Source organism: Citromicrobium sp. JLT1363 (assembly GCF_000186705.1).
GTDB lineage: Bacteria > Pseudomonadota > Alphaproteobacteria > Sphingomonadales > Sphingomonadaceae > Alteriqipengyuania.
Genome location: NZ_AEUE01000006.1, coordinates 185,339 through 208,792, shown reverse-complemented (window position 1 = coordinate 208,792; position 23,454 = coordinate 185,339). Strand labels below are relative to the sequence as shown.

Genomic DNA, 23,454 nt, shown 5'->3' with positions numbered 1-23,454 from the left:
AAATATATACCCCCTAGGGGTATCCTTCAACCCGCCCGGAACTTGGGCACCTTTCCGCCCGAGCTCAGCTCTGGAATGATCCGGTAGCGGGCGAGGATGAAGCTGAAGAGGCCGAACAGCAGCAGTCCGATCGCAACCAGCGTGAACCAGATGCCATCATCCGCCAGACTGGCGACCGCATCGCCGATGGTCTTCACCTGATCGCTGCCCTGCGACATGAAGCCCGCGCCCACCAGCGACCAGCCGATGATGACGAACACGACCGCACGCGCGACATAGCCCGCACCGCCGATCATCCGCGTGAAATCGGGTGCCTGCGGACTGACGCGGTTCATGAAGCTGCCGGTGACGCCCTTCTTGCCCTGATTGAACGCAGCGATGAAGAAGGTGAGGCCCAGCAGGCCGAGCAGGATGCCGCCGAATTCCACGCCGAGCACGCCCGAAGCCGCTTCCTGCGCGCCGCCGCCGGACCCGCCGCCGCTGTCGGTCGCGAACTTGAACGCCGACCAGGCGAGGGCGAGGTGGCCGATGGCGCTGCCCGCATGGCCGATCCGCTTGCCCCAGCCCTTGGCGTCCGAACCCTCGTTCTCGATATCGAACAGTGGCGAGCAGAAGCGGAACAGCGCATAGCCGAACAGGCCCAGCACCATGATCCACAGGATCGCCGTACCCCCCGGGAAGTCCTCGATCGCCTTGAAGATGCCTGCCGTACCTTCGGCAATGCGGCCCGCGCTGGTCAGCGCGATCAAACCGACGACGGTGTAGAGAATGGCGCGGCTGAAATAGCCCACGCGCACCAGCCAGTTAAACTTCTCGGATTTGTCGACCATCTGCGTGAGCCCCTGTTTTGCCGTTGTTTTCGATCCAACGGCGGGGGAGCACTATGGTGCCGAGAATCCTCAGACGTTGAACTTGAACATCAGCACGTCGCCATCCTGCACGAGGTATTCCTTGCCCTCCTGGCGCAGCTTGCCTGCATCTTTGGCGCCAGCCTCGCCGCCCAGCGCGATGTAATCGTCGTAGGCGATGGTTTCCGCGCGGATGAAGCCGCGTTCGAAATCGGTGTGGATCTCGCCCGCCGCCTGCGGGGCCTTGGCGCCCGCCGGGAACGTCCAGGCGCGCGCTTCCTTGGGGCCGACGGTGAAGAAGGTCTGCAGACCCAGCAGCTTGTAGCCCGCGCGGATGATCTTCGAGAGGCCGCTTTCGGTGAGGCCCAGCTCGGCGAGATACTCGGCGCGGTCCGCCTCTTCCATCTCGACAAGCTCGGCCTCGATGGCTGCGGAGACGACCACCGACTGCGCGCCTTCGGCTTCGGCCTTCTCGGCCACGAGCTTCGACAGGGCATTGCCCTCGGCCGCGTCTTCCTCGGCCACGTTGCATACGTAGAGCACGGGCTTGGCGGTCAGCAGCTGCGCCTGTTCGAACAGCCGCGCTTCCTCGTCGTCGCCGGGTTCGACCAGCCGCGCGGGCTTGCCGTCCTTCAGGAATTCGAGTGCCTGGCCCAGCACGCTGGCCAGCGCCTTGGCTTCCTTGTCGCCGCCGGTCGCGCGGCGTTTCGCGTTCTCGACGCGCTTCTCGACGCTTTCGAGGTCGGCCAGCATCAGCTCGGTCTCCACCACTTCGGCATCGGCGATGGGATCGACCTTGTTGTTCACGTGCTGGATGTCGTCATCCTCGAAGCAGCGCAGCACGTGGACGATGGCATCGACTTCGCGGATGTTGGCGAGGAACTGGTTGCCCAGGCCTTCGCCCTTGCTGGCGCCTTTCACCAGCCCCGCGATATCCACGAAGGCGAGCTGCGTGGGGATGATCTTGGCGCTCTTGCTGATGGCGGCCAGCTTTTCCAGCCGCTCGTCCGGCACGGAGACCTGTCCCACATTGGGCTCGATCGTGCAGAAGGGATAGTTCGCGGCCTGGGCGGCCTGCGTTTCGGTCAAGGCATTGAACAGCGTCGACTTGCCGACATTGGGCAGGCCGACGATACCGCATTTGAAACCCATGGGAATCCTCTGATCGGGTAGGGCGCGTCAGGCCTCCATCGAAGGAAGCTTCGGATCCGCCCTGCAGGCTTTCAGCGGCCTGGACCGAACCGAGATGACGCGCGTGATGGTCTTCGTGTCGGGATCGCTCGTAACCGCCATGCACGCGCATTCATAGCCGTAATTGCCGTTTACCGGCACCTGTTCGCGCGTACCCTCCCAGGGCGCTTCGTCGAAACCGGGGGCCTGATAGCCGCCCTGTTCGCCGATGGTCCATTCGCCCTGGGCATCGATCAGCCACCAGTTGGCGGGCGTGGGGTTTACCAGCCAGCCGCAGCGCGTTTCCGCAAGGGCGGGGGAGGTGACGCACGAAGCAGCGCCGAGCAGCGCGGCCATCAGCAGGGCGGGGCGGCTAGTCCACATTATGGACCGCCTTGATGAGCGGGCCGTAGCCCGACCCGCCGAGCCAGCCGACCTGCACTTGTGCCGTCACCTCGTTGATCCTCATCTGCGGTTTGGAACCGGGATGGACCTCGGTGCGCAGCGGGCGCGTACCGCCGGGCATGGCGATGATCTGCGCGATGGCGCGCGGCACGTCCATCGGGTCGGCGCTGCGGCCCGAACCGTCTTCCTCGCCCATGTTCGCGACCACCTGCGGATAGCCTGCCGTGTGAACCTGCGCCGCACGTTCCTTGAGCGCGGAGGTGTAGATATTGCGGTTGACCCAGACTTGCGTCGGATAGCCGCCGGGCTCGATGATCGAGACCTCGATATTATGCGGCACGAGTTCGTAGGCCATCGCCTCGCTCATCGCTTCCAGCGCGAACTTGGTCGGCGAGTAATGGCCGGAGTAGGGCACGATCACCCGGCCGAGCTGGCTGGAGATCGGCACGATCAGACCGCCGCCTTTCTTGCGCATGCCCGGCAGCACGGCGCGTGCCATCCGGTGTGCGCCAAGCACGTTGGTGCCGAAGATCAGCTCGGTCGCCTGCATGTCCTGCACTTCGATGGGGCCCGATATGCCGATCCCGGCATTATTGACCAGCACGTCGATCCCGCCGCCGTTCAGCCGCTCGGCCTCGGCGACGCCCGCTGCGACCTGCGCGTCGGACAGGACGTCGATCTCGATCACGGTGATGTCGAGTCCGTCGTCTGCGGCGAGGGCGCGCAGCTCTTCCGCTTCGGGGCGGGGGAGGTTGCGCATGGTCGCGAAGACCTTCGCGCCGAGACGCGCGTAATGCTCCGCGCCCAGGCGCCCGAACCCGGAGGAAGATCCGGTGATGAGCACGCTCTTGCCGAAAAGATTGGGCGTGGTGGCCGCAAGGTCGCGCTGGGCGCGGGCGGCCGTGGCGGTCAGCACGCCGGTCGCGGCGGCGCCGGCAAGCAGGGTACGGCGGGATAGCTGGGGCATGGTCTACTCCGTGATCGTCTCGTCGTTCGATACCTCCTTAGCCGCGAACACGCGGAGCCGGTGCATCTCCTTTTGGACGTACCACAAGGCGAACACATCGTAGAGGGCATGGGCCAGCATCACCGCAAGCAGCGATCCCGTGATCCAGTAGACGCAGCCGAAGACGGCTCCGATCGCGAAGATGATCGCGGCGACCGTCGGCTTCGCGAAATGGACCACCGCGAAGAGCGCCGCGGCGAAGGCAATGGCCAGCGGCGCGGAGATATAGTCACCCGCGAGCGTCTGCACGCCACCGCGAAACAGCGCTTCCTCGCCGATCCCCGCACCCAGCGAGACCCAGATGACGGCGGGGAAGGGCAGCGGCTTTTCGAGGAAGGCGAAGTTATCCGCCTGTGCCCGCACGAGGTATTCGGCGAGCTTCGGCAGGCCGTAGAAGGTCGCCGCCGCCAGCACGACCAGCACCGCGGCAAGCAGCCCTCCGGCAACGAATTCGTCCGACCCGAAGGTGACGAAGGACCGGGCGGGGCGGCCCGATAGCACCCAGAGGGCAAGGCCGATAATGGCGAAGAACAGCGTTTGCGCGGTCAGCAGGACAAGCAGGGTACCGCGGCCCGGCATGGTCCGCGTCAATCCTGCATCCTGAGCGCGACATCGTTCATGAAGCGCGCATCGTCGCCTTCGGCCAGCCACGATGCCTCGCTCGCCATTGCGCCGAGCATGTCCGCCAGATCGTCCATCTCGGCCTTGGCGAAGTTGCCCAGGACATGGCCTGTCACGCGGTCCTTGTGGCCCGGATGGCCGATGCCGATGCGCACTCGCCTGAAATCGGGGCCGAGATGCTGGTTGATGCTGCGCAGGCCGTTGTGCCCGGCCAGCCCGCCGCCCATGCGAACCTTCACCTTGAAGGGCGCGAGGTCCAGCTCGTCGTGGAAGACGGTCAGCGCGTCCGGCTCCAGCTTGTAGAACCGCATGGCTTCGGCGACCGAACGGCCGCTCTCGTTCATGAAGGTTGCGGGCTTGAGCAGCAGGACCTTCTCGGTCCCGATCCGGCCTTCCTGGACCCAGCCCTGAAACTTCTTCTGCACGGGGCCGAAATCGTGGGCCTCGCCGATCACGTCGCACGCCATGAAGCCGACATTGTGCCGATGGAGCGCGTAGCGCGGTCCCGGGTTTCCTAGGCCTGTCCATATCTGCATGGCGCCAGTCCCTAATCGCTTGGCCCGGAAATGAAAACGCCGGACCTCTGGGGAGAGGCCCGGCGTTCGCAATGCAGTATGTGAAGCGGCTTATTCGCCGTCGACGACCTGGTCGTCTTCACCTTCCACGGTCTCGGCATGCTGCTCGATGACCTCGGTTTCGGTGACTTCGTCTTCACCCTCGGCGCCTTCGGCCTTCTTGAGCGCGGACGGGGCGACCAGCGTGGCGATCGTGAAGTCGCGATCGGTGATCGCCGAGGTGCTGCCTTCGGGCAGGTCGACTTCGCTGATGTGGATCGAGTCGCCGACTTCCTTGCCCTTGACGCTGATGACGATCTCGTTCGGAATCTTGTCCGCTTCGCAGACCAGTTCCAGCTCGTGACGGACCACGTTGAGAACGCCGCCCTTCTTGAGGCCGGGCGATTCCTCTTCGTCGACAAAGACCACGGGGACGCTCACGTCCACCTTGGCGCCCTTCGCAAGGCGCAGGAAGTCCACATGCTCGGGACGGTCGGTGACGGGGTGCAGCGCAACGTCCTTGGGCAGGGTGCGCACTTTCTTGCCGCCAACTTCGATTTCGATGATCGAGTTCATGAAGTGGCCCATGTCGAGCTGGCGAATAAGTTCGCGCTCTTCGACGTGGATCGTGATGGGTTCTTCCTTGCCGCCATAGATCACGGCGGGGACACGGCCTTCGCGACGCAGTGCCCGGGAGGCTCCCTTGCCAGCCCGGTCGCGCGTCTCGGCCGGCAGGGTCAGAGCGTCGCTCATCGTATACTACCTTTCGAAATGCGGATATTATGCTTCGGTCCGCCACGCCTCCAGGGATGCACATGGCGCCGAAGCGCGCGCTGTTACGGGCAGTGGCGCGGAAATGCAAGCTGCATCGGCGCCGCCAAGCCTATTGCACGCGCGTGACGCGATAGCCTTCCGCTTCGAGCAGGGCGACCAGCCCGTCATCGCCCACCATGTGCGCAGCGCCCACCGCGATCAGAGGGCGCTCCTCGCGCGCCAGCAGGCGCTCGATCCGCGGTGTCCACCGCGCGTTGCGTTTCGTGAGCAGTGCCTCGCGGACTTCGGGTATCGCCAGCATGCCTTCGCGCGACAGGCGCTCCAGCCCGTCGACATCGCCGGTGAGGTACAGCGTGATCGGTTCCATGCGTTCCGCCTCGTCCTTGCGCGAATCCTCGACGATGGCGGCGAGCAGGGCGCGTTGCGCGCTCTCCGACAATCCGTCGAACACCGCGAACTGCTCTCGCGCGCCCTCGATCTCCATGGTCGGGCGCCCCGAGAAATCCTCGACCAGCGCACGGTCCACGCCATTGCGCGCGTCCGCATCGGTTTCGATCGCCTGTGCCAGGATCAGCGCCGCGCTCCAGCTTTCGATCCGGGCGAAGTCGTCAAGATCGTAGGAGGTTTGCCCGACAAGATCGGCCAGCTGCTCGCGCTGTTCCGGGCGTACGCGCGCGGCAAGCGGCGGCTGCCCATCGGAAAAGGCGAGCGGCTGGAAAGCGGCTGCCATGGCCTTGCGATCGTCCAGATCGTCGATCTCCATGACGAGAATATCGGCATCGGCGACGGCGCGGTCGATCGCTCCATTGCGCCATCGGGCCCCGTCGGGAAGCGCGTGGATCGTGCCCATCAGCCATCCTTCGACCGATCCGTCCGACCGCGCGACTTCCCACAGCAGGGGGTTCGGGGCGTCCGGCCCGCCCGTCTCGCGCTCGTCGGGCTGGGCACAGGCGGCGACCAGACAGGCGAGCAGTGCGAGAAGGGCGGATCGGAACAGGTTCATGGTCGTCACTGTACGCGGGTCATGCTGATCCCGCGCTCGGCGAGATAATCCTGTACCGACCGGTTGCCTGCCAGGTGCCCTGCGCCAACCGCCATGAAGATCGTGCCCGGGCTATCGAGCCGCTCGTCGATCCAGCCCGCCCACGTCTTGTTCCGCGAATAGAGCATGCGATCGGCGAGAACCGGGTCGGCCTCCAGCGCTTCGTTCAGCAGCGCGCCCAGATCGTCGACGTCGCCTTCCGCCCATTCCGCGATGATCTGGTTGAGCATGGGCACGACCGTGTCGATCTCCGTCACGGTCTCCATCAGATAGTCGATCTGCGCATCCTGCGGCAGGCCGTCGAAGATCTCCAGCTGGAATGCCGCCGTCTCCAGCGCATCGCGGCCCAGCCGGTCGCCGATCTTTTCTTCCAGCACCTTCTCCGTGCCGTTCTCGCCGTCGATCCCCGCCCTGGCGAATGCGATCTGCGACAGCGCCAGCGCGGCGCCCCAGGGCTCCACGGTGTCGAGCGCGTTGACCGGCATGCCGAACTCGGTCAGCAGCGCCTCGTAATCGGTGCGCTGTTCCTCCGTCAGCAGGCTGCGCAGGGTCGTGCCTGCGGGAAGGGTGGCGGTGCGCTGGAACAGCGCGGCCGTTTCCGCCTCGGCAGCCGGGGTCATGTCGATCTCGGTCACCAGCGTGTCGCTGGAATCGAGCGCGTTCTTCACGGTGCCGGAATACCAGTTCACATCGTCGGGCAGGGCATGAACCGTGCCGAAGACGTAGATCGTGGTGTCTTCGTCGGCGACGCGCCACAGTGCCGGGCCCTCGATGCCGACAGAACTTGCCGGAGCCTGCGTCGAAGCGACGGGCGTCGACATCGTCTGCGCCGGGGCGCAGCCCACCGTGGTCGCGGCGATGGCGAATGCAGCGCAGGCGCTGGCGAGAAACTTCGATTTGCGGTGGAAATGCATGGGGGTATCCTTCTTTCGATTATTGAGTGATGAACTAGTCGAATTACGCTGTGTTGTCAGCGCGTTGTGATGTCATCGCAGGCCGAGTTTGCGCAGGCCGTAGGCGACGAAGGTCAGGGCAACCATGATGGCGACGGTGGCAACGGCGCTCGGCTTTGCCGCAAGGTCAAGCTCGGCGAGGAAGTACCACACGCCGAACACGGTGAGGCCGCCGTAGAAACCGATCAGATGAGCCCATAGGTTGTCCATCAGGTCCAGTTCGTCGACCCGCCTGAAATAGTCGTAGGTGAACCAGGCGAATGCCAGGGCAGCTGCAACGCACACCACCAAGGGTATCCAGAGCGGGACGGTGCCGTCCTCGTAGAATGCGGCCACCCCACCGCTCAGGATGCCGACAACCATGCTGACCACAAATGCGATGGCAAGGTAGCGGAAGAAACGGCGGCGACGCGCCTTCAGCCGCTGTTCGCCCGAAAGATTCCCGTCATTCTGCGTCATCGAAAATCTCCTCTATCGGCGTGTCGAACAGGCGAGCGATCTTGAATGCGAGGCCCAGCGAGGGGTCGTGCTTGCCGGTCTCGATGGCGTTGACCGCCTGGCGCGAGACGTCGAGTCGCCCGGCCAGTTCGGCCTGGCTCCAGTCGCGTTCGGCGCGCAGGACTTTGAGGCGGTTCTTCATGTGATGCCGCCTAGGCCCACGCCAGCACGACCATGGCGAACATGAGCAGCCAGAACACCATCATGTCGTCGCTGCTGCGATCTGCCTCGCGGGGCTGGTCGTCTTTTCTTTCGGTTGCGGTCATTGGTTCACCTCGTGCTGATGATGATGGCCAGGATCGACATGAGGAACGCCAGCGCGATCATCGTCCAGGCAAGGGAGCGGCTGCCGGGCGCGGTACTCATCCGCCGATCAGCATCACGATTTTCGCGGCGATATTGCCGACGCCGTATCCGGCGAAAAACAGCAGCCCGGTCGCAAGGACGGTTCGGCCGATGGTCTGCTTGTTGAGTTCGATGGTCATGGCTTGTCCTTCCCTCTCTTGCTTAGTTCACGATTACGGTGAGCGACGCGATCAGGACCGTCGCGATGGAAATCCAGAACGCGACCTTTTCGTCGCGGCTCATCTCACCGGTGCACCAGAAGCTCTTCTTCACTGCTACCTCCGTCGCTACATCCTGACACCATGTCAGGTATGCATGACTATATGTCGCGATTCGCTGTCTATGTCAATAGTACCTGACATAAGGTCGGGAAGGGATGACATTGTCCGCCAATCCGACGCATGGCGTTGACGCTTTCGCAGCGCTTCGCCATGGCCCTTCGCCTGATGAGCCGCGATCCGAAAAACAGTTTCCAGGACATGATCCTCGCCCTGCACGATTTCTGGGCAGGGCAGGGCTGCGTGATCCTGCAGCCTTACGACATGCGGATGGGGGCGGGGACGTTCCATACCGCGACCACGCTGCGCACGCTGGGGCCCGAGCCATGGAATGCCGCCTTCGTGCAGCCGTGCCGCCGCCCAACCGATGGCCGCTACGGCGAGAACCCGAACCGTCTGCAGCACTACTACCAGTATCAGGTGATCCTGAAGCCGAGCCCGCCCGACATCCAGAACCTCTACCTGGAATCGCTGCGGGTGATCGGGATCGATCCGCTCAAGCACGATATCCGCTTCGTGGAGGATGACTGGGAATCGCCCACGCTCGGCGCATGGGGCCTGGGCTGGGAGGTCTGGTGCGACGGGATGGAAGTCACCCAATTCACCTATTTCCAGCAGATGGGCGGCTTCGACTGCAAGCCGGTCGCAGGCGAGCTGACCTACGGGCTCGAACGCCTCGCGATGTACATTCAGGGCGTCGACAACGTGTACGACCTGAACTTCAATGGGCGCGGCGTTTCGTATGGTGAGGTCTTCCTCGAAAACGAGAAGCAGATGTCGAAGTGGAACTTCGAGGTCGCGGAGACCGATGCGCTGTTCGACCTCTTCGCCAAGGCGGAGAAGGAGTGCGAAAATGCGCTCGCTCATGATGTCCCCATCGCCGCATACGAACAGGCTGTGGAGGCGAGCCACATCTTCAACCTGCTGCAGGCGCGCGGCGTGATCTCCGTGCAGGAACGCGCGAGCTACATGGGCCGCGTGCGCGATCTCGCGCGTGGCTCCTGCGAGAAATACGCCGAACTGATGGCGCCGAAATGGGCCGAGAATTATCCGGAGTGGTCCCTGTGAACGAACGTTCACCCGACAAGAACGCGAGCGATTTCCTCCTCGAACTGCGCTCCGAAGAAATCCCCGCGCGGATGCAGGCGGGTGCGCGCGCCGAACTGGAAAAGCTGTTCCGGCGCGAGATGGACGCAGCGGGCGTCGCGATGGGCGAGGTCACCGTGTGGTCCACCCCGCGCCGCCTCGCGCTGATCGCGCGGGGGCTGCCGACCGAGACGCAGGCGGTCAGCGAGGAAGCCAAGGGCCCGCCCGTGGGCGCGCCCGATCAGGCGGTCGACGGCTTCTGCCGCAAGAACAACGTGACGCGTGACCAGCTCGAGGTGCGCGAAGTGAAGGGCCGCGAGACGTACTTCGCGGTGATCGACACGCCGGGCAGGGCGGTGCGCGATGTGCTGGCAGAGTCGATCCCCGCGATCATCCGCGATTTCGCCTGGCCCAAGTCGATGCGCTGGGGTGCGGCGTCGATCTCGACCGAAAGCATGCGCTGGGTGCGGCCTCTGTCCGGCATCGTCGCGCTGCTGGGCGACGAGGTGGTCGCGTGCGAGGTGCATGGCGTTACGTCGGGCGCGGTCACGCTGGGCCACCGCTTCCATCATTCGGGCGACATCACGATCGGCGACGCGGACGACTATGCCATCAAGCTGCGTGCCGCGCATGTGATCGTCAATCACGAGGAACGCGCCGCACTGATCCGCAAGGGCGCGGCGCAGGTCGCGTCCGAAGCTGGGCTGAGCCTGGTCGAGGACGAGGGGCTGGTGGTCGAGAATGCGGGCCTGACCGAATGGCCGATCCCGCTGCTGGGCCGGTTCGAGGAGGATTTCCTTACCGTTCCGCCCGAAACGATCCAGCTCACCGCGCGGGTCAACCAGAAGTATTTCGTTTGCGAGGATGCGCAAGGCACGCTCGCCAACGCCTTCATCTGCACCGCCAATATCGAGGCGGCGGACGGCGGCGCGGCAACCGTCGACGGCAACCGCAAGGTGCTCGCCGCGCGGCTGTCCGACGCGCGCTTCTTCTGGGAGGTCGACCAGAAGAAAACCCTCGCGCAGCATGCCGAGGGGCTCAAGCGGATCACCTTCCACGAGAGGCTGGGCACTGTCGCCGACAAGGTCGAGAGGGTCGCCAAACTGGCCCGCTGGCTGGTGGAATCCGATATCGTCACCCCGGACTTGATCCGGGGTCCCGCTTCTTCGGGTGCGGACACGGAAGGGAGCGGGACCCCCGCCTCCGCGGGGGTGACGAAGGAAGAATTGGCCGACATGGCCGAACAGGCCGCGCGGCTGTGCAAGGCCGACCTCGTAACCGAGATGGTCGGCGAATTTCCCGAGCTGCAGGGCCTCATGGGCGGCTACTACGCCCGCGCCGAGGGTCTGCCCGAGGCCGTCGCCGACGCAATCCGCGATCACTACAAGCCGGTCGGGCAGGGCGACGAGGTGCCGACTGCTCCGGTGACGGTGGCGGTGAGTCTGGCGGACAAGCTGGATACGCTGGTCACTTTCTTCGCCGCTGACATGCAGCCCACCGGCTCCAAGGATCCGTTCGCCCTCCGTCGGGCCACCTTGGGCACCGTAGCCCTGATTTCGAGGAATAACCTGCGCTTCGGTCTATCGTCGGCTTTGTTGATTCCGCTCACCGTCTTGCTTGCAGTCGACGGAAATCAACCTGCCTACAACCTTATCGATAAGGCGGGTTCTTCTGATGAACGCTATCGCTGGTTGGATGATCGACTCATAGGGGCAGGGGATAGCGGCGTGGCCTTCCGCCCAGCCTTTGAAGCTGACGGCGAACCGAAACCGTTCCGTAGTCTCTTACGTCCGTCCTCGTTTGTCGGCGATTTGTTCGACTTCTTCGCCGACCGCCTCAAGGTCCAGCAGCGCGAGGCAGGCGTCCGTCACGACCTGATCGACGCGGTGTTCGCACTTGGCGGCGAGGACGATCTCGTTCGCCTGCTCGCCCGCGTCCACGCGCTCCAGAGCTTCATGGAGACCGAGGACGGCAAGAACCTGCTCGCCGGGTACAAGCGCGCGGCGAACATCCTGAAGAAGGAAGACTGGCAGGGCGAAGACGATGCGCCCCATACCGGCGAGGAAGACCCGCTGGTGCTGGTCGACGATCCGGACATGAAGGATATCGTCGCCGCGCAGGTCGAAGAGCGGCGCAATAGCGCGAAATCGCTGTCCTACACGCCCGAACCGGCCGAGAAGGCGCTGATGGATGCGCTTGATACGGCAGGCCCGCAGGCGGCAACGGCAGTGCGCGAGGAGCGGTTTGCGGATGCGATGTCCGCGCTTGCCAGCTTGCGCGCGCCGATTGACGATTTCTTTGAGAATGTGACGGTAAATGACGACGATAAAACAAAACGTTCGGCACGCCTTGGGCTGCTCGCGCGTTTTCGAGACGCGGTCCACCAGGTGGCGGACTTCGGAAAAATCGAGGGATAGAATTTAGCGCCTGAACACTGTGTCAGGTGTGTCAGGGACTACCAGGAAAAGATCGATATGAGCCAGACAGTCTACCACTTCGGCGGCAACGCGGACCATTCGGACCCTCGCCAGAAGGACAAGACCATCACCGGCGGCAAGGGCGCGAACCTTGCCGAAATGGCGAGCATCGGCCTGCCCGTGCCTCCCGGTTTCACCATCACGACCGAGGAATGCCTGCGCTATCTGGACCTTGGCGGGGACTTCCCCGAAGATGTGCGCAATGCGGTGGCCAAGGGCGTCGCCCATGTCGAACAGACCGTGGGCAAGACGCTGGGCGATGCGGCGGACCCGCTGCTGGTCTCGGTCCGCTCGGGCGCGGCCGTTTCCATGCCCGGCATGATGGACACCGTGCTCAACCTCGGTCTCAACGACGAGACGGTGCAGGGCCTCGCCAAGACCAGCGGCGACGCGCGCTTCGCGTGGGACAGCTACCGCCGCTTCATCCAGATGTATTCGGATGTGGTGCTGGGTATCGACCACGGGCTGTTCGAGGAAGCGCTGGAGATCATGCGCGAGGATAACGGCTTCTACTCGGATACCGAGATGGAAGCGCAGCACTGGGAAGCGCTGACCCGCGAATATCTCAAGATCGTCGAGAACGAGCAGGACAAGCCTTTCCCGCAGGATGTGGACGCGCAGCTATGGGGTGCGATCCGCGCGGTGTTCGACAGCTGGGATAGCGAGCGGGCGAAGATCTATCGCCGGCTGAACGATATTCCGCACGACCTGGGCACGGCTGTGAACGTGCAGGCGATGGTGTTCGGCAATATGGGCGATAGCAGCGCGACCGGCGTCGCCTTCACCCGCGATCCCTCGACCGGCGAGAATGTGTTCTACGGCGAATGGCTGGTGAACGCGCAGGGCGAGGATGTGGTGGCAGGCATCCGCACGCCGCAATACCTCACCAGGGCGCGGCGCGAGGAAGCCGGGGCCGACAAGCCGAGCATGGAAGAGGCCATGCCCGATGCCTATGGTGAGCTCGCCCGCGTGTTCGACCTGCTCGAAAAGCACTACAAGGACATGCAGGACATCGAGTTCACCGTGCAGCAGGGCCAGCTGTTCCTCCTCCAGACGCGCACCGGCAAGCGCACCGCCAAGGCGGCGCTGAAGATGGCGGTCGACATGGTGGAAGAGGGGCTGATCGACGAGAAAACCGCCATCCTGCGGATCGATCCGATGGCGCTCGACCAGCTGCTGCACCCCACGCTCGACCCCGATGCGCCGCGCGACGTGCTTACCAGCGGCCTGCCTGCCTCGCCCGGCGCGGCCAGCGGCAAGATCGCGCTGGATGCGGACACTGCCGAGCAATGGGCCAATCGCGGCGATGCGGTGATCCTGGTGCGCGTGGAAACCTCACCCGAAGACATCCACGGCATGCATGCAGCCAAGGGCATCCTCACCGCGCGCGGCGGAATGACCAGCCACGCCGCCGTGGTTGCGCGCGGCATGGGGCGCCCCTGCGTCTCGGGCGCCAGCGGCGTCTCGATCGACCGGCAGGAACGCACGCTGCGTATCGGTTCGGCCGAACTGGCGGAGGGCGATGTCATCACGCTCGACGGCGGTAACGGGCAGGTGATGCGCGGCCAGGTGCCGACGATCGAGCCCGAACTCGCAGGCGACTTCGCCCGGGTGATGGAATGGGCGGACAAGGCCCGCCGGATGGGCGTGCGCACCAACGCGGAGACGCCGGAGGATTGCAAGGCCGCGCGCAGCTTCGGCGCCGAAGGCATCGGCCTGTGCCGGACCGAGCACATGTTCTTCGATGCCGACCGCATCATGGCGGTGCGCGAGATGATTTTGGCAGAACGTGAGGATGGCCGCCGCGCCGCGCTCGCCAAGCTGCTGCCCGAACAGCGCAGCGATTTCGAGGCGATCTTCGAAGAAATGGCGGGCCTGCCGTGCACGATCCGCCTGCTCGATCCGCCGCTGCACGAGTTCCTGCCCTCGGGCGATGGTGACTTTGCCGAGCTGGCCGAGGCGACCGGCATGGATACGAAACGACTCAAGCGGCGGGTTGCCGAACTGCACGAGTTCAACCCGATGCTTGGCCATCGCGGCTGCCGCCTCGGGATCACCTATCCCGAGATCTACGAGATGCAGGCGCGCGCCATTTTCGAGGCGGTCTGCGCGGTGCAGAAAAAGACCGGTGAGGCGCCGCTGCCCGAAGTGATGATCCCGCTGGTTGCCACGAAGCGCGAGCTGGAAATCCTGCGCGCGCTGGTAAACCGCGTGGCGGAAAAGGTGTTTGAGGAGCAGGGCACACGCGTCGAGTATCTCGTCGGCACGATGATCGAACTGCCGCGCGCCGCGCTGATGGCGGGCGAGATCGCGGAGGAAGCGCGCTTCTTCAGCTTCGGCACCAACGATCTGACGCAGACGACGCTGGGCCTGAGCCGCGACGATGCGGGCCGGTTCCTCAACACCTATGTCGACCGCGGCATCTTCGCGCGCGATCCGTTCGTCAGTCTCGATATTGATGGCGTGGGCCAGCTGGTCGAGATTGCTGCCGAACGCGGGCGCGAGACGCGCGGCGACATCAAGCTGGGCATCTGCGGCGAACACGGCGGCGACCCGGCCAGCATCGCGTTCTGCGAGAAGGTGGGGCTGGACTACGTCAGCGCCTCGCCCTTCCGCGTGCCGATCGCGCGACTGGCGGCGGCGCAGGCGGCGCTGAAGGCGTAGCTATTCGCCGGCCTTCGGGTTCCACTCGATGTCGAGCTCGCCTTCTTGCCATCCCGTGAGGGTGAGAATTTCGAAGGTTTCGCTCACTTTCCCGTCATCTTCGCGCAGGTCGTCGAAGGCGGCGCGGGCGCGGGCGAGGCCGGGACGGGTAATCGGCGGCGGCGCGTCGGCCAGCACGCTGTTTATGCCTTGCGCCCGCAGGTCGCCGACCAGTGTTTCGAGGCTGGAATAGCGGACGGTCAGCGTGTGGCTGTCGACCACGTGCTTGGCGAAACCGGCGCGGCTCATCAGGCCGCTGGCGGCGGGGCGGTCGATCTGGGGGTGGATGCGCGCATGCGTCGTGTCGCCATCCGCCGCCTGCATGATCCCGCGCAGGGCGGGCAGGCTGCCTGCTCCGGTGAACTGGGCGATGAACACCCCGCCCGGGGGCAGGGCGTTGCGATAGTGAAGCAGCGCGCCGGGCAGATCGTTGAGGGTGTCGAGCGTGAACAGGCTGACGATGAGACCGAAGAAAGGGCTTTCCCACGGCTTCTCTTCGTCCAGCGAATCTGGCCCGCCATCCCAGATGCCGAAGCCCCGGTCGACAAGGCCTTTGCCGAGCAATGATGGCCAGTCACCCAGCAGGTACGCCGGGCATGGCGGGAAGCGCATGAAGTCGATCCGTTCGAGAATGTCCTCCGCCGCCTGCGCCCGGAGGAACTGCTCTTTCGGATTCGCTTTCGAACCCACGCCGCAAGCCCTGTGATGCCGGAGAGCGCGCGCCACACGGCGACGCTGGCTGAAGATGCGGGGAATGCTACGCTCTGTCATGGCGCTTGCCTACATCGGGGCAGGGGGGCAGCATAGCCCGCGATGCCTGCCACCGCACTTTCGCGCGCGCTGACGCCGCTGGTGGACTTCGTATACCCGCCGCGCTGCCCCTTGTGCGGAGGTGGGATCGCAGAGGGGCCCGGACTGTGCGCAGCGTGCTGGGACACGCTCGACCTGCCGGGCGAGCCCGCCTGCATGCGATGCCAGCTGCCTCTTCCCGCCGCCTCGCAAGGGAGCGTCTGCGGGACCTGCATCGCCCATCCACCCGGGCATGACGGGGTGACTGCGGCCGCGCTCTACACCGAAACTGCGCGCCAGCTGGTCCTGCGGTTCAAGCATGGTGGCCGGATCGGCCTGGCCAAGCTGATGGGGCGGCTGATCGCATCCAGACTGGCGGATGCGCCCCGCGATGCGGTGCTTGTGCCCGTGCCGCTGCACCGCGTCCGCCTGTGGATGCGCGGTTACAACCAGGCGGCCTTGCTGGCGCACGCCATCTCCGGACACACCGGCCATGCCGTGATGGTCGGCGGGCTGCAGCGCGTTCGGTTCACCCCAAAGCTTGGCGGGCTGGGGCGAGCGCAGCGGGCGAAGACGATGCGCGGCGCGATTGCCGTGAAACGCGGGTGCGCCCCGGTTCTGGCGGGACGCGATGTGATCTTGGTGGACGATGTGCTGACCAGTGGCGCGACCAGTGAAGAATGCGTGCGCGTGCTGCGCAAGGCTGGCGCAAAAAGCGTGAGGATCGCGTGTTTCGCTCGGGTACCGGACCCGGCTGCCCCACACACCGGCCCGCAAAACGAAACGCCCGGGACCGATACGATCCCGGGCGCCGCGTGACGAAATCTCTATGGGTTACCCGGCCGTTCCCCCGAAAAGCCGAACGGCAACCCAAATCCCTCGTCTTCACATCGCCGGCAAAACCCCCAACCGGCAATGTGCCCCCTGAACCCTGGCGCGTCTGTGCGGCGCCTCGGTCTGAAGGGCGACCGTCTCCGGTCACGAAACACAGTCTTCGTGAAGCGCCGCCTGCTTGCAACGGTCCCGTTGTGTTAGCGAAAGGATTCGTACAACAGTGTTGTGTGTAAGCAACAATATGGCCGCCACGGGTCTGAAAATGGATAGGAATTGTTCCGATGAGTGATGTGGCCCGCGAAACCGGCGATCGCTTCCAGCCGAAATTCGACGCGCAAGGTCTCATGACCGGCGTAGTCGTGGATGCCTCTACCGGCGAAGTCCTGATGGTCGCGCATCTCGATGAGGAAGCGCTGGCCGCTACCCGCGAGACCGGCCTGGCGCATTTCCATTCGCGTTCGCGCGGGACGCTGTGGTGCAAGGGCGAAACCAGCGGCAACACGCTGCGCGTGAAGGAAATTCTGGTCGATTGCGATCAGGATGCGCTGGTTATCAAGGCCCAGCCGGCCGGCCCCGCGTGCCACACCGGAGCTCGCACCTGTTTCTACCGCAGGCTGGCCGACGATGGCCGGCTTGAGCGGATTGCCAGTTGACCTTTACGTAAAGGGCATTTAGAGGAAGGTCATGAGCCAAGCCACAGCGAAGAGCCCCTACAAAGGTGCCGGTGCGCATCTGGAGCGTCCCGACGCACAGCAGCGCGAAACCTTCACCATTTCCGATCTGACCGCGGAGTTCGATTGCACGGCACGGGCGCTGCGCTTCTACGAGGACGAAGGGCTGATCGCGCCCACCCGCCACGGGCTGACGCGCATCTATTCCAAGCGCGATCGTGCGCGTCTTGCCTGGATCATGCGGGCCAAGAACGTCGGCTTCAGCCTCGCCGAGATCAAGGAGATGATCGATCTCTACGATCTGGGCGATGGACGCGTGGAGCAGCGAAGGGTTACCATCGAACGCTGCCGCGCCCACGTCGCCAAGCTGAAACAGCAGCGTGACGATATCGATTCATCGATCAACGAGCTCTCCGAATTCATCGATCACATCGATCAGATCGACCAGACCTGAACCCCGGCCATCCCCCGGTACATTCGCAAAGGACCCCCGATGCCAAGCTATACCGCCCCGACCCGCGATTTCCGTTTCATTATCAACGAGATGCTCGAGCTTGAAAGCTACGGCAACCTGCCCGGCTTCGAGAATGCCAGCACCGACATGGTGAATTCCATCCTCGACGAAGCGGGCAAGTTCACCGCCGAGGTGCTGCAGCCGCTCAACCAGATCGGCGACCAGGAAGGCTGCACCCGTCACGAAGACGGTTCGGTCACCACGCCGACCGGCTTCAAGGATGCATTCAACCAGTTCCGCGAGGCGGGCTGGGGCACGCTGTCGATGCCCGAGGAATTCGGCGGGCAGGGCCTGCCGCATGTCGTCGCCTTCGCGATGGAAGAGATGATTTCCTCCGCTAACCAGTCCTTCGGCATGTATCCGGGCCTCACCAACGGGGCGATCTCCGCGCTGATCGCCAAGGGCAGCCAGGAGCAGAAGGAAAAGTACCTGCCCAAGATGGTCAGCTGCGAATGGACCGGGACGATGAACCTGACCGAGCCGCATTGCGGCACGGACCTGGGCCTTATTCGCACCAAGGCCGAACCGCAGGACGATGGCAGCTATTCGATCACTGGAACGAAGATCTTCATCTCCGCCGGCGAGCACGACATGGCGGAAAACATCATCCACCTGGTGCTGGCCAAGACCCCGGGCGCGCCCGATTCCTCCAAGGGGATCTCGCTGTTCGTTGTGCCCAAGTTCCTGGTGAACGACGACGGCTCCGTTGGTGAGCGCAACGGCGTGATGTGCGGCTCGATCGAGCACAAGATGGGCATCCACGGCAACTCGACCTGCGTCATGAACTATGACGAGGCGAAAGGCTGGATGGTCGGCGAGGAGAACAAGGGCCTCGCCGCGATGTTCATCATGATGAATGCCGCGCGCCTTGGCGTCGGCATCCAGGGCCTCAGCCAGGCCGAAGTCTCCTACCAGAACGCCGTCACCTACGCGCTCGACCGCCGTCAGGGCCGCGCGCTGACCGGCCCGGCGGAGCCGGACGAGAAGGCCGATCCGATCTTCGTCCACCCCGACGTGCGCCGCATGCTGATGGACGCCAAGGCCTTCAACGAGGGCATGCGCGCCTTCGCGCTGTGGACCGCGCTTCAGCAGGACCTCAGCCACGCCTTGCAGGACGAGGACGAAAAGCAACTGGCGGACGACCTCGTGGGCCTGATGACCCCGGTCATCAAGGGTTACGGCACCGACAAGGGCTATGACGTCGCGAACAACATGCAGCAGGTCTACGGCGGGCACGGCTACATCGCCGAGTGGGGCATGGAACAGTTCGTGCGCGATTCGCGCATCGCGATGATCTACGAAGGCACCAACGGCGTGCAGGCTATGGACCTCGCGGGTCGCAAGCTCGCCCAGCACGGCGGCCGCGCGGTGCAGGCGTTCTTCAAGCTTGTCGATGACGAGGTTGCAGCCGCGAAGGACGAGGACGGCATGGCCGAACTCGCCGCTGCGCTGGAGAAATCCGTCGGCGAGCAGAAGGCCGCCACCATGTGGTTCATGCAGAATGCGATGCAGAACCCCAACCACCTCGGTTCGGGCGCCCATCACTACATGCACATCATGGGTATCACCTGCCTGATGCTGATGTGGGTGAAGATGGCGCGCGTCGCCAAGGCTGCTCTGACGCAGGGCGATACCGACAAGGCCTATTACGAGGCCAAGGTCGCCACCGCTCACTACTTCGCAGATCGCTTCGTGCCCGATGCCGGCGCGCTGCGTCGCAAGATCGAAGCGGGCAGCGATTCGCTGATGGCGCTGGGCGAGGACGCCTTCGCCACCGCAGCCTGATCGCGCAACGCATCAAGGATACGAAAAGGGCGGGCCGGTGCATTCACCGACCCGCCCTTCTTTTATCGGGCATTCCTGCCGCGCCGATTACGCCTCAGGCAGGAAGTCCGGGACCGAGAGATACCGCTCGCCGGTATCGTAGTTGAACCCGAGCACGCGGGATCCTTCGGCAAGGTCGGGCAGCTTCTTGGCAATCGCGGCGAGTGTCGCGCCGCTCGAAATGCCGACCAGCATGCCTTCCTCGCTCGCGGCGCGGCGGGCCATTTCCTTGGCATCTTCGGGATCGACCTGGATCGCGCCGTCGATCGACTGGGTGTGCAGGTTTTCGGGCACGAAGCCCGCGCCGATGCCCTGGATCGGGTGCGGGCCGGGCTCGCCGCCGCTGATGACGGGGGAGCCTGCGGGCTCGACCGCCCAGGCCTTCATCTCGGGCCAGTGGCGCTTGAGCTCCTCAGCGCAGCCGGTCAGGTGGCCGCCGGTGCCCACGCCGGTAATCATCGCATCGACCGGACGATCGACGAAATCACCGAGGATTTCCTTCGCGGTGGTGCGCACGTGGACCTGCCAGTTGCTCTCGTTATCGAACTGGCTCGGCATCCATGCGCCGTCGTCCTGCTCGACCAGTTCCTGCGCGCGGCTGATGGCGCCCTTCATGCCGCCTTCCTTGGGCGTCAGGTCGAAGGTTGCGCCATAGGCGAGCATCAGGCGGCGCCGCTCGAGGCTCATGCTCTCGGGCATGACGAGCACCAGCTTGTAGCCCTTGACCGCCGCGACCATCGCGAGGCCGATGCCCGTGTTGCCGCTGGTCGGCTCGATGATCGTGCCGCCGGGCTTGAGCTTGCCGGATTTCTCCGCATCCTCGACCATGGCGAGCGCGATGCGGTCCTTGATCGAGCCGCCGGGGTTGGCGCGTTCGCTCTTCACCCAGACCTCATGGTCGGGGAACAGGCGCGAGAGGCGGATATGCGGCGTATTGCCGATGGTTTCGAGGATCGAGTCGGCTTTCATGGGATCTTCTCCTGCAAGGTCTGTTCAGGGGTTTCCTCTTCCAACGACGCAGGCGGGTCGAAGGTCCGCGTGTGTCGCAGAACGGGGAATATCCGGCTCCACATCGCCACGGTCACGATCGCGCCGACCCCGCCGAAGATCACCGCGCCCGCCGGGCCGATGACGCTGGCGAGGAAGCCGGAGAACGCATCGCCGCCTTCGTTCGATGCGCTGATCGTCAGCAGGCTGGCGGAAGAGACGCGCCCGCGCTTGTCGTCCGGCGTGTGCAGCTGGATCAGCGACTGGCGGATATACACGCTGAACATGTCCGCCGCGCCCACGATCACCAGCATTGCAAGGCTCAGCGGCATGAAGCGCGAGAAGCCGAAGATGATCGTGGCGAGGCCGAACGCCGCGACAGCCCAGAGCATCTTGGGGCCGACATTGGTTTTCAGCGGACGAAAGCTGAACCACAGCGCGGTTACGGCGGCGCCGATGGCGGGGGCCGCGGCTAGCTGCGCAAGACCGGTCTCGCCCACCTGCAGGATGTCGTAGGCGAAGGGCGGGAACAGAGCGGTGGCACCGGCGAGGAACACCGCCATCAGGTCCAGCGTGATCGCGCCCAGGACCATCTTGTTATGGATGACATAACGCCATCCATCGATCACCTGGCCGATCGGGCGCTGTGCTCCGGTGATGGGCGAACGCGGTACCTTCCCGATCGTGCTGATGGCGATGATCGACACCAGAAAGAGGCCGGAGGCGATGGCATAGGGGAGGGCAGGCGCGGCATCGTAGGCATAGCCGCCCACCGCCGGCCCGACGATCATCCCCGTCTGCCATGCGATAGAGGACAGCGCGATGGCGTTGGGCAGGATCGCCTTGGGCACCAGGTTGGGCGCCAGTGCGGACAGGGCAGGGCCGTTGAACGCACGGACCACGCCCAGCAGCACCGCGACCGAGAACAGCGCGGTCAGGTCGATATGGCCGGTATAGGTCGTCCATGCGAGATAGCCCGCGCCGAGGAATTGCAGCCCGATGGTCAGCCGCGAGACGGTCTTGCGGTTGAAGCGGTCCGCCGCGAGGCCCGAGAAGGGCGAGAGCACGAACAGCGGCAGGAACTGCAGCAGGCCGATCAGGGCCAGCTGCCCCGAAGCCTCGAACGCGTTCAGCCCGTTGCCGCGCGCGATGGTATAGGTCTGCCAGCCGATGATCAGCATCATCGCGTACTGGCCGACGATCATGGAGAAACGTGCGACGAGGTAGGCGCGGAAATTATGGATCCGCAGCGGGGACGAGTCTGGAGATGGGGCGGTTTTCGTCACGCGCCAGCCCATGGCAGGCGCCTGCAAGGGACAAAAGCAAATTTTGCGGGGCTGCCGCGAAGCGCAGCTTTGGGCCGAACTTGGTTAGCGGCGGCGGCGAAGGCGCGGATTGGGCTGCAGCTGGTCGATCATCTCGAGGAAGTCGTCCACGCGGATGATCCGTTCGAACTGGAAGCCCGCGCGGTTATCCTTCGACCAGATCAGATAGGCTTCGATCCGGCCGATGACCGGGAAGCTGACGATCACGCGATCGCCGCGCTCACCATCCTGAGCATTATCGATCATGAATCCGGTCGCAGAGATATTGCTGATGTGGAAGTCCACATCCCCCCGGCCGAGATAATCGGCGATCACATTGTAATCGACCGGATGGCGGATGGCCGCCCGTTGGTCGGTTACGCTGAGATGCGAAGCCACGATCGAAATCCTCCGGAGGCCACCGCGGCCCCTTCCTGATTTCGCTTATCGCTCCCAATCGCTAATTTTGCGTTAAGCCGCCCTGTCCTGAAATGGGACGAAAAGGCCGCTTTATAGATACTTACTCCGTAAGGATGGCGTGCTTCTTGCGGCCGAGCGAAAGGCGCCGTTGCTCCCCGCTCCCCACGGTTAACACCAGGCCGGGATCGCTCTGCACTTCGTCATCCAGGCGCACGGCACCCTCTGCTATCTTCCGCTTCGCTTCCTTGTTGCTCGCGGTGAAACCGAGGGCGGTGAGGGCGGCGGGAAGGGCCATTCCATCGCCGACCGAGAGCGTGGGCAGGTCGCCGCCGGCGCCACCGGCAAAGGTTTCGCGTGCCGTCGCCTCCGCCTTCCTTGCTGCCTCTTCCCCGCGCACCAGCGCGGTCACTGCATTGGCGAGCGCGACCTTGGCATCGTTGATCTCGGCGCCCTGCAAGCGTTCGAGCCGCTCGATCTCGTCCAGCGGCATATCGGTGAACAGGCGCAGGAAGCGCCCCACGTCGCGGTCGTCCGTATTGCGCCAGTACTGCCAGAAATCATACGCCGGCAGCATATCCTCGTTGAGCCAGACCGCGCCGCTCGCGGTCTTGCCCATCTTGCCGCCATCGGCGGTGGTCAGCAGCGGTGTGGTGAAGCCGAACAGCTCCGGCCCGCCGGTGCGCCGGGTCAGCTCGATCCCGTTGACGATGTTGCCCCACTGGTCGCTTCCGCCCATCTGCAGGCGGCAGCCGTACCGTTCCGCCAGCTCGCGGAAATCATAGGCCTGCAGGATCATGTAGTTGAATTCGAGGAAGGTCAGCGGCTGCTCGCGCTCCAGCCGCAGCTTGACCGAATCGAAGGTCAGCATCCGGTTGATCGTGAAATGCGGGCCAATATCGCGCAGAAAATCGACGTAGTTCAGGCCGGAAAGCCATTCGTCATTGTTGACCATCACCGCATCGGTGGGCCCGTCACCGAAAGTCAGCAGGCGTTCGAACACCGTGCGGATGCTGGCGATATTGTTCGCAATGACCTCGTCCGTCATCAGCTGGCGCGATTCGTCGCGGCCCGAGGGATCGCCGACCTTGCCGGTCCCGCCGCCCATCACGACGATCGGCTTGTGCCCCGTCTGCTGGAGGCGGCGCAGCAGCATGATCTGCACCAGGCTGCCGACATGCAGCGACGGCGCCGTCGGATCGAAACCGACATATCCTGGGACAATCTGCTCGGAAGCAAGAAAATCAAGTCTTTCCGCATCCGTGATTTGGTGCGTATAGTGCCGGGCATCGAGCACGTTCAGAAGTTCGGATCGATATGTGGGCACTGATTCCTCCGGGGGGAAAGATCGGGC

At 64.5% G+C, this 23,454-nt stretch carries 24 protein-coding genes; 7 read left to right on the top strand and 17 right to left on the bottom strand.

The annotated features are described in order from the left end of the window. Window positions 1-26 precede the first annotated feature (26 nt). The 12 genes from ADAD_RS0110840 to ADAD_RS17310 all read right to left on the bottom strand — a co-directional run bounded on the left by ADAD_RS0110840 (window position 27) and on the right by ADAD_RS17310 (window position 8,356). Complete coding sequence (locus tag ADAD_RS0110840) at window positions 27-830, bottom strand: DUF1206 domain-containing protein (protein WP_010413635.1); 804 nt, start codon at window positions 828-830, stop codon at window positions 27-29. A gap of 69 nt (window positions 831-899) precedes the next feature. Continuing rightward, the gene (ychF, locus tag ADAD_RS0110835) at window positions 900-2,000 is read right to left on the bottom strand and encodes a redox-regulated ATPase YchF (RefSeq protein WP_010413634.1); all 1,101 of its coding nucleotides are present in this window, start codon (window positions 1,998-2,000) and stop codon (window positions 900-902) included. A 27-nt stretch (window positions 2,001-2,027) separates the two neighbouring features. Then, window positions 2,028-2,402, bottom strand: coding sequence for a DUF4087 domain-containing protein (locus tag ADAD_RS0110830; RefSeq protein WP_029140079.1), 375 nt, complete (start codon window positions 2,400-2,402; stop codon window positions 2,028-2,030). Then, window positions 2,392-3,390: an SDR family oxidoreductase gene (locus tag ADAD_RS0110825; protein WP_010413630.1), complete on the bottom strand. Its 999-nt coding sequence runs from the start codon at window positions 3,388-3,390 to the stop codon at window positions 2,392-2,394. The genes ADAD_RS0110830 and ADAD_RS0110825 overlap by 11 nt, the downstream gene beginning before the upstream one ends. Window positions 3,391-3,393: 3 nt before the next feature. Then, window positions 3,394-4,008 (bottom strand): CPBP family intramembrane glutamic endopeptidase, encoded by a 615-nt coding sequence (locus ADAD_RS16395; RefSeq protein ID WP_010413628.1) that lies wholly within the window; start codon window positions 4,006-4,008, stop codon window positions 3,394-3,396. Window positions 4,009-4,016: 8 nt separating this feature from the next. Beyond that, entirely contained in the window at window positions 4,017-4,586 is a 570-nt protein-coding gene (gene pth / locus ADAD_RS0110815; RefSeq protein ID WP_010413626.1) for an aminoacyl-tRNA hydrolase, read from the bottom strand. A gap of 90 nt (window positions 4,587-4,676) precedes the next feature. Further along, on the bottom strand, window positions 4,677-5,357 hold the full coding sequence (locus tag ADAD_RS0110810) for a 50S ribosomal protein L25/general stress protein Ctc (protein WP_010413624.1): 681 nt from the start codon (window positions 5,355-5,357) through the stop codon (window positions 4,677-4,679). Window positions 5,358-5,487: 130 nt separating this feature from the next. After that, window positions 5,488-6,381, bottom strand: coding sequence for a TraB/GumN family protein (locus ADAD_RS0110805; RefSeq protein ID WP_033193319.1), 894 nt, complete (start codon window positions 6,379-6,381; stop codon window positions 5,488-5,490). Window positions 6,382-6,386: 5 nt separating this feature from the next. After that, window positions 6,387-7,334, bottom strand: coding sequence for a TraB/GumN family protein (locus tag ADAD_RS0110800; RefSeq protein WP_010413620.1), 948 nt, complete (start codon window positions 7,332-7,334; stop codon window positions 6,387-6,389). A gap of 72 nt (window positions 7,335-7,406) precedes the next feature. After that, entirely contained in the window at window positions 7,407-7,832 is a 426-nt protein-coding gene (locus tag ADAD_RS0110795; protein ID WP_010413618.1) for a hypothetical protein, read from the bottom strand. Then, the gene (locus ADAD_RS0110790; protein WP_010413616.1) at window positions 7,819-8,013 is read right to left on the bottom strand and encodes a helix-turn-helix transcriptional regulator; all 195 of its coding nucleotides are present in this window, start codon (window positions 8,011-8,013) and stop codon (window positions 7,819-7,821) included. The genes ADAD_RS0110795 and ADAD_RS0110790 overlap by 14 nt, the downstream gene beginning before the upstream one ends. A gap of 220 nt (window positions 8,014-8,233) precedes the next feature. After that, window positions 8,234-8,356 carry a hypothetical protein gene (locus tag ADAD_RS17310; protein ID WP_010413610.1) on the bottom strand — a complete coding sequence of 41 codons (123 nt, stop codon included), beginning with the start codon at window positions 8,354-8,356 and terminating at the stop codon, window positions 8,234-8,236. A gap of 306 nt (window positions 8,357-8,662) precedes the next feature. On the opposite strand from ADAD_RS17310, the gene ADAD_RS0110765 reads away from it, so the two are divergent. From ADAD_RS0110765 to ppdK, 3 genes are read left to right on the top strand one after another with little or no spacing between them, the layout of a single operon-like run. Then, complete coding sequence (locus tag ADAD_RS0110765) at window positions 8,663-9,562, top strand: glycine--tRNA ligase subunit alpha (protein WP_029140078.1); 900 nt, start codon at window positions 8,663-8,665, stop codon at window positions 9,560-9,562. After that, window positions 9,529-11,997: a glycine--tRNA ligase subunit beta gene (gene glyS, locus ADAD_RS0110760; protein ID WP_050803741.1), complete on the top strand. Its 2,469-nt coding sequence runs from the start codon at window positions 9,529-9,531 to the stop codon at window positions 11,995-11,997. Before ADAD_RS0110765 ends, glyS begins: the two co-directional genes overlap by 34 nt. Before the next feature lie 57 nt (window positions 11,998-12,054). Next, a complete protein-coding gene (gene ppdK / locus ADAD_RS0110755) occupies window positions 12,055-14,721 on the top strand; it encodes a pyruvate, phosphate dikinase (RefSeq protein ID WP_010413601.1) in 2,667 nt (888 codons plus the stop codon). Here ppdK and ADAD_RS15860 read toward each other — a convergent pair whose 3' ends face one another. Then, a complete protein-coding gene (locus tag ADAD_RS15860; protein ID WP_010413599.1) occupies window positions 14,722-15,450 on the bottom strand; it encodes a hypothetical protein in 729 nt (242 codons plus the stop codon). It abuts the gene before it with no gap. A 123-nt stretch (window positions 15,451-15,573) separates the two neighbouring features. On the opposite strand from ADAD_RS15860, the gene ADAD_RS0110745 reads away from it, so the two are divergent. The 4 genes from ADAD_RS0110745 to ADAD_RS0110730 all read left to right on the top strand — a co-directional run bounded on the left by ADAD_RS0110745 (window position 15,574) and on the right by ADAD_RS0110730 (window position 19,353). After that, a complete protein-coding gene (locus ADAD_RS0110745) occupies window positions 15,574-16,368 on the top strand; it encodes a ComF family protein (protein WP_010413597.1) in 795 nt (264 codons plus the stop codon). Window positions 16,369-16,664: 296 nt separating this feature from the next. Next, window positions 16,665-17,036: a phosphoribosyl-AMP cyclohydrolase gene (gene hisI, locus ADAD_RS0110740; RefSeq protein ID WP_010413596.1), complete on the top strand. Its 372-nt coding sequence runs from the start codon at window positions 16,665-16,667 to the stop codon at window positions 17,034-17,036. A gap of 31 nt (window positions 17,037-17,067) precedes the next feature. Continuing rightward, window positions 17,068-17,508, top strand: coding sequence for a MerR family transcriptional regulator (locus ADAD_RS0110735; protein ID WP_010413593.1), 441 nt, complete (start codon window positions 17,068-17,070; stop codon window positions 17,506-17,508). A 39-nt stretch (window positions 17,509-17,547) separates the two neighbouring features. Beyond that, window positions 17,548-19,353, top strand: coding sequence for an acyl-CoA dehydrogenase C-terminal domain-containing protein (locus ADAD_RS0110730; protein WP_010413592.1), 1,806 nt, complete (start codon window positions 17,548-17,550; stop codon window positions 19,351-19,353). A gap of 87 nt (window positions 19,354-19,440) precedes the next feature. Here ADAD_RS0110730 and cysK read toward each other — a convergent pair whose 3' ends face one another. The 4 genes from cysK to tyrS all read right to left on the bottom strand — a co-directional run bounded on the left by cysK (window position 19,441) and on the right by tyrS (window position 23,427). Continuing rightward, entirely contained in the window at window positions 19,441-20,361 is a 921-nt protein-coding gene (cysK, locus tag ADAD_RS0110725; protein WP_010413591.1) for a cysteine synthase A, read from the bottom strand. After that, entirely contained in the window at window positions 20,358-21,677 is a 1,320-nt protein-coding gene (locus ADAD_RS0110720) for an MFS transporter (RefSeq protein WP_029140077.1), read from the bottom strand. The genes cysK and ADAD_RS0110720 overlap by 4 nt, the downstream gene beginning before the upstream one ends. 72 nt (window positions 21,678-21,749) lie before the next feature. Beyond that, window positions 21,750-22,082, bottom strand: coding sequence for a PilZ domain-containing protein (locus ADAD_RS0110715; RefSeq protein WP_010413589.1), 333 nt, complete (start codon window positions 22,080-22,082; stop codon window positions 21,750-21,752). Between the two features lie 121 nt (window positions 22,083-22,203). After that, window positions 22,204-23,427 (bottom strand): tyrosine--tRNA ligase, encoded by a 1,224-nt coding sequence (gene tyrS / locus ADAD_RS0110710; protein WP_010413588.1) that lies wholly within the window; start codon window positions 23,425-23,427, stop codon window positions 22,204-22,206. Window positions 23,428-23,454 lie beyond the last annotated feature (27 nt).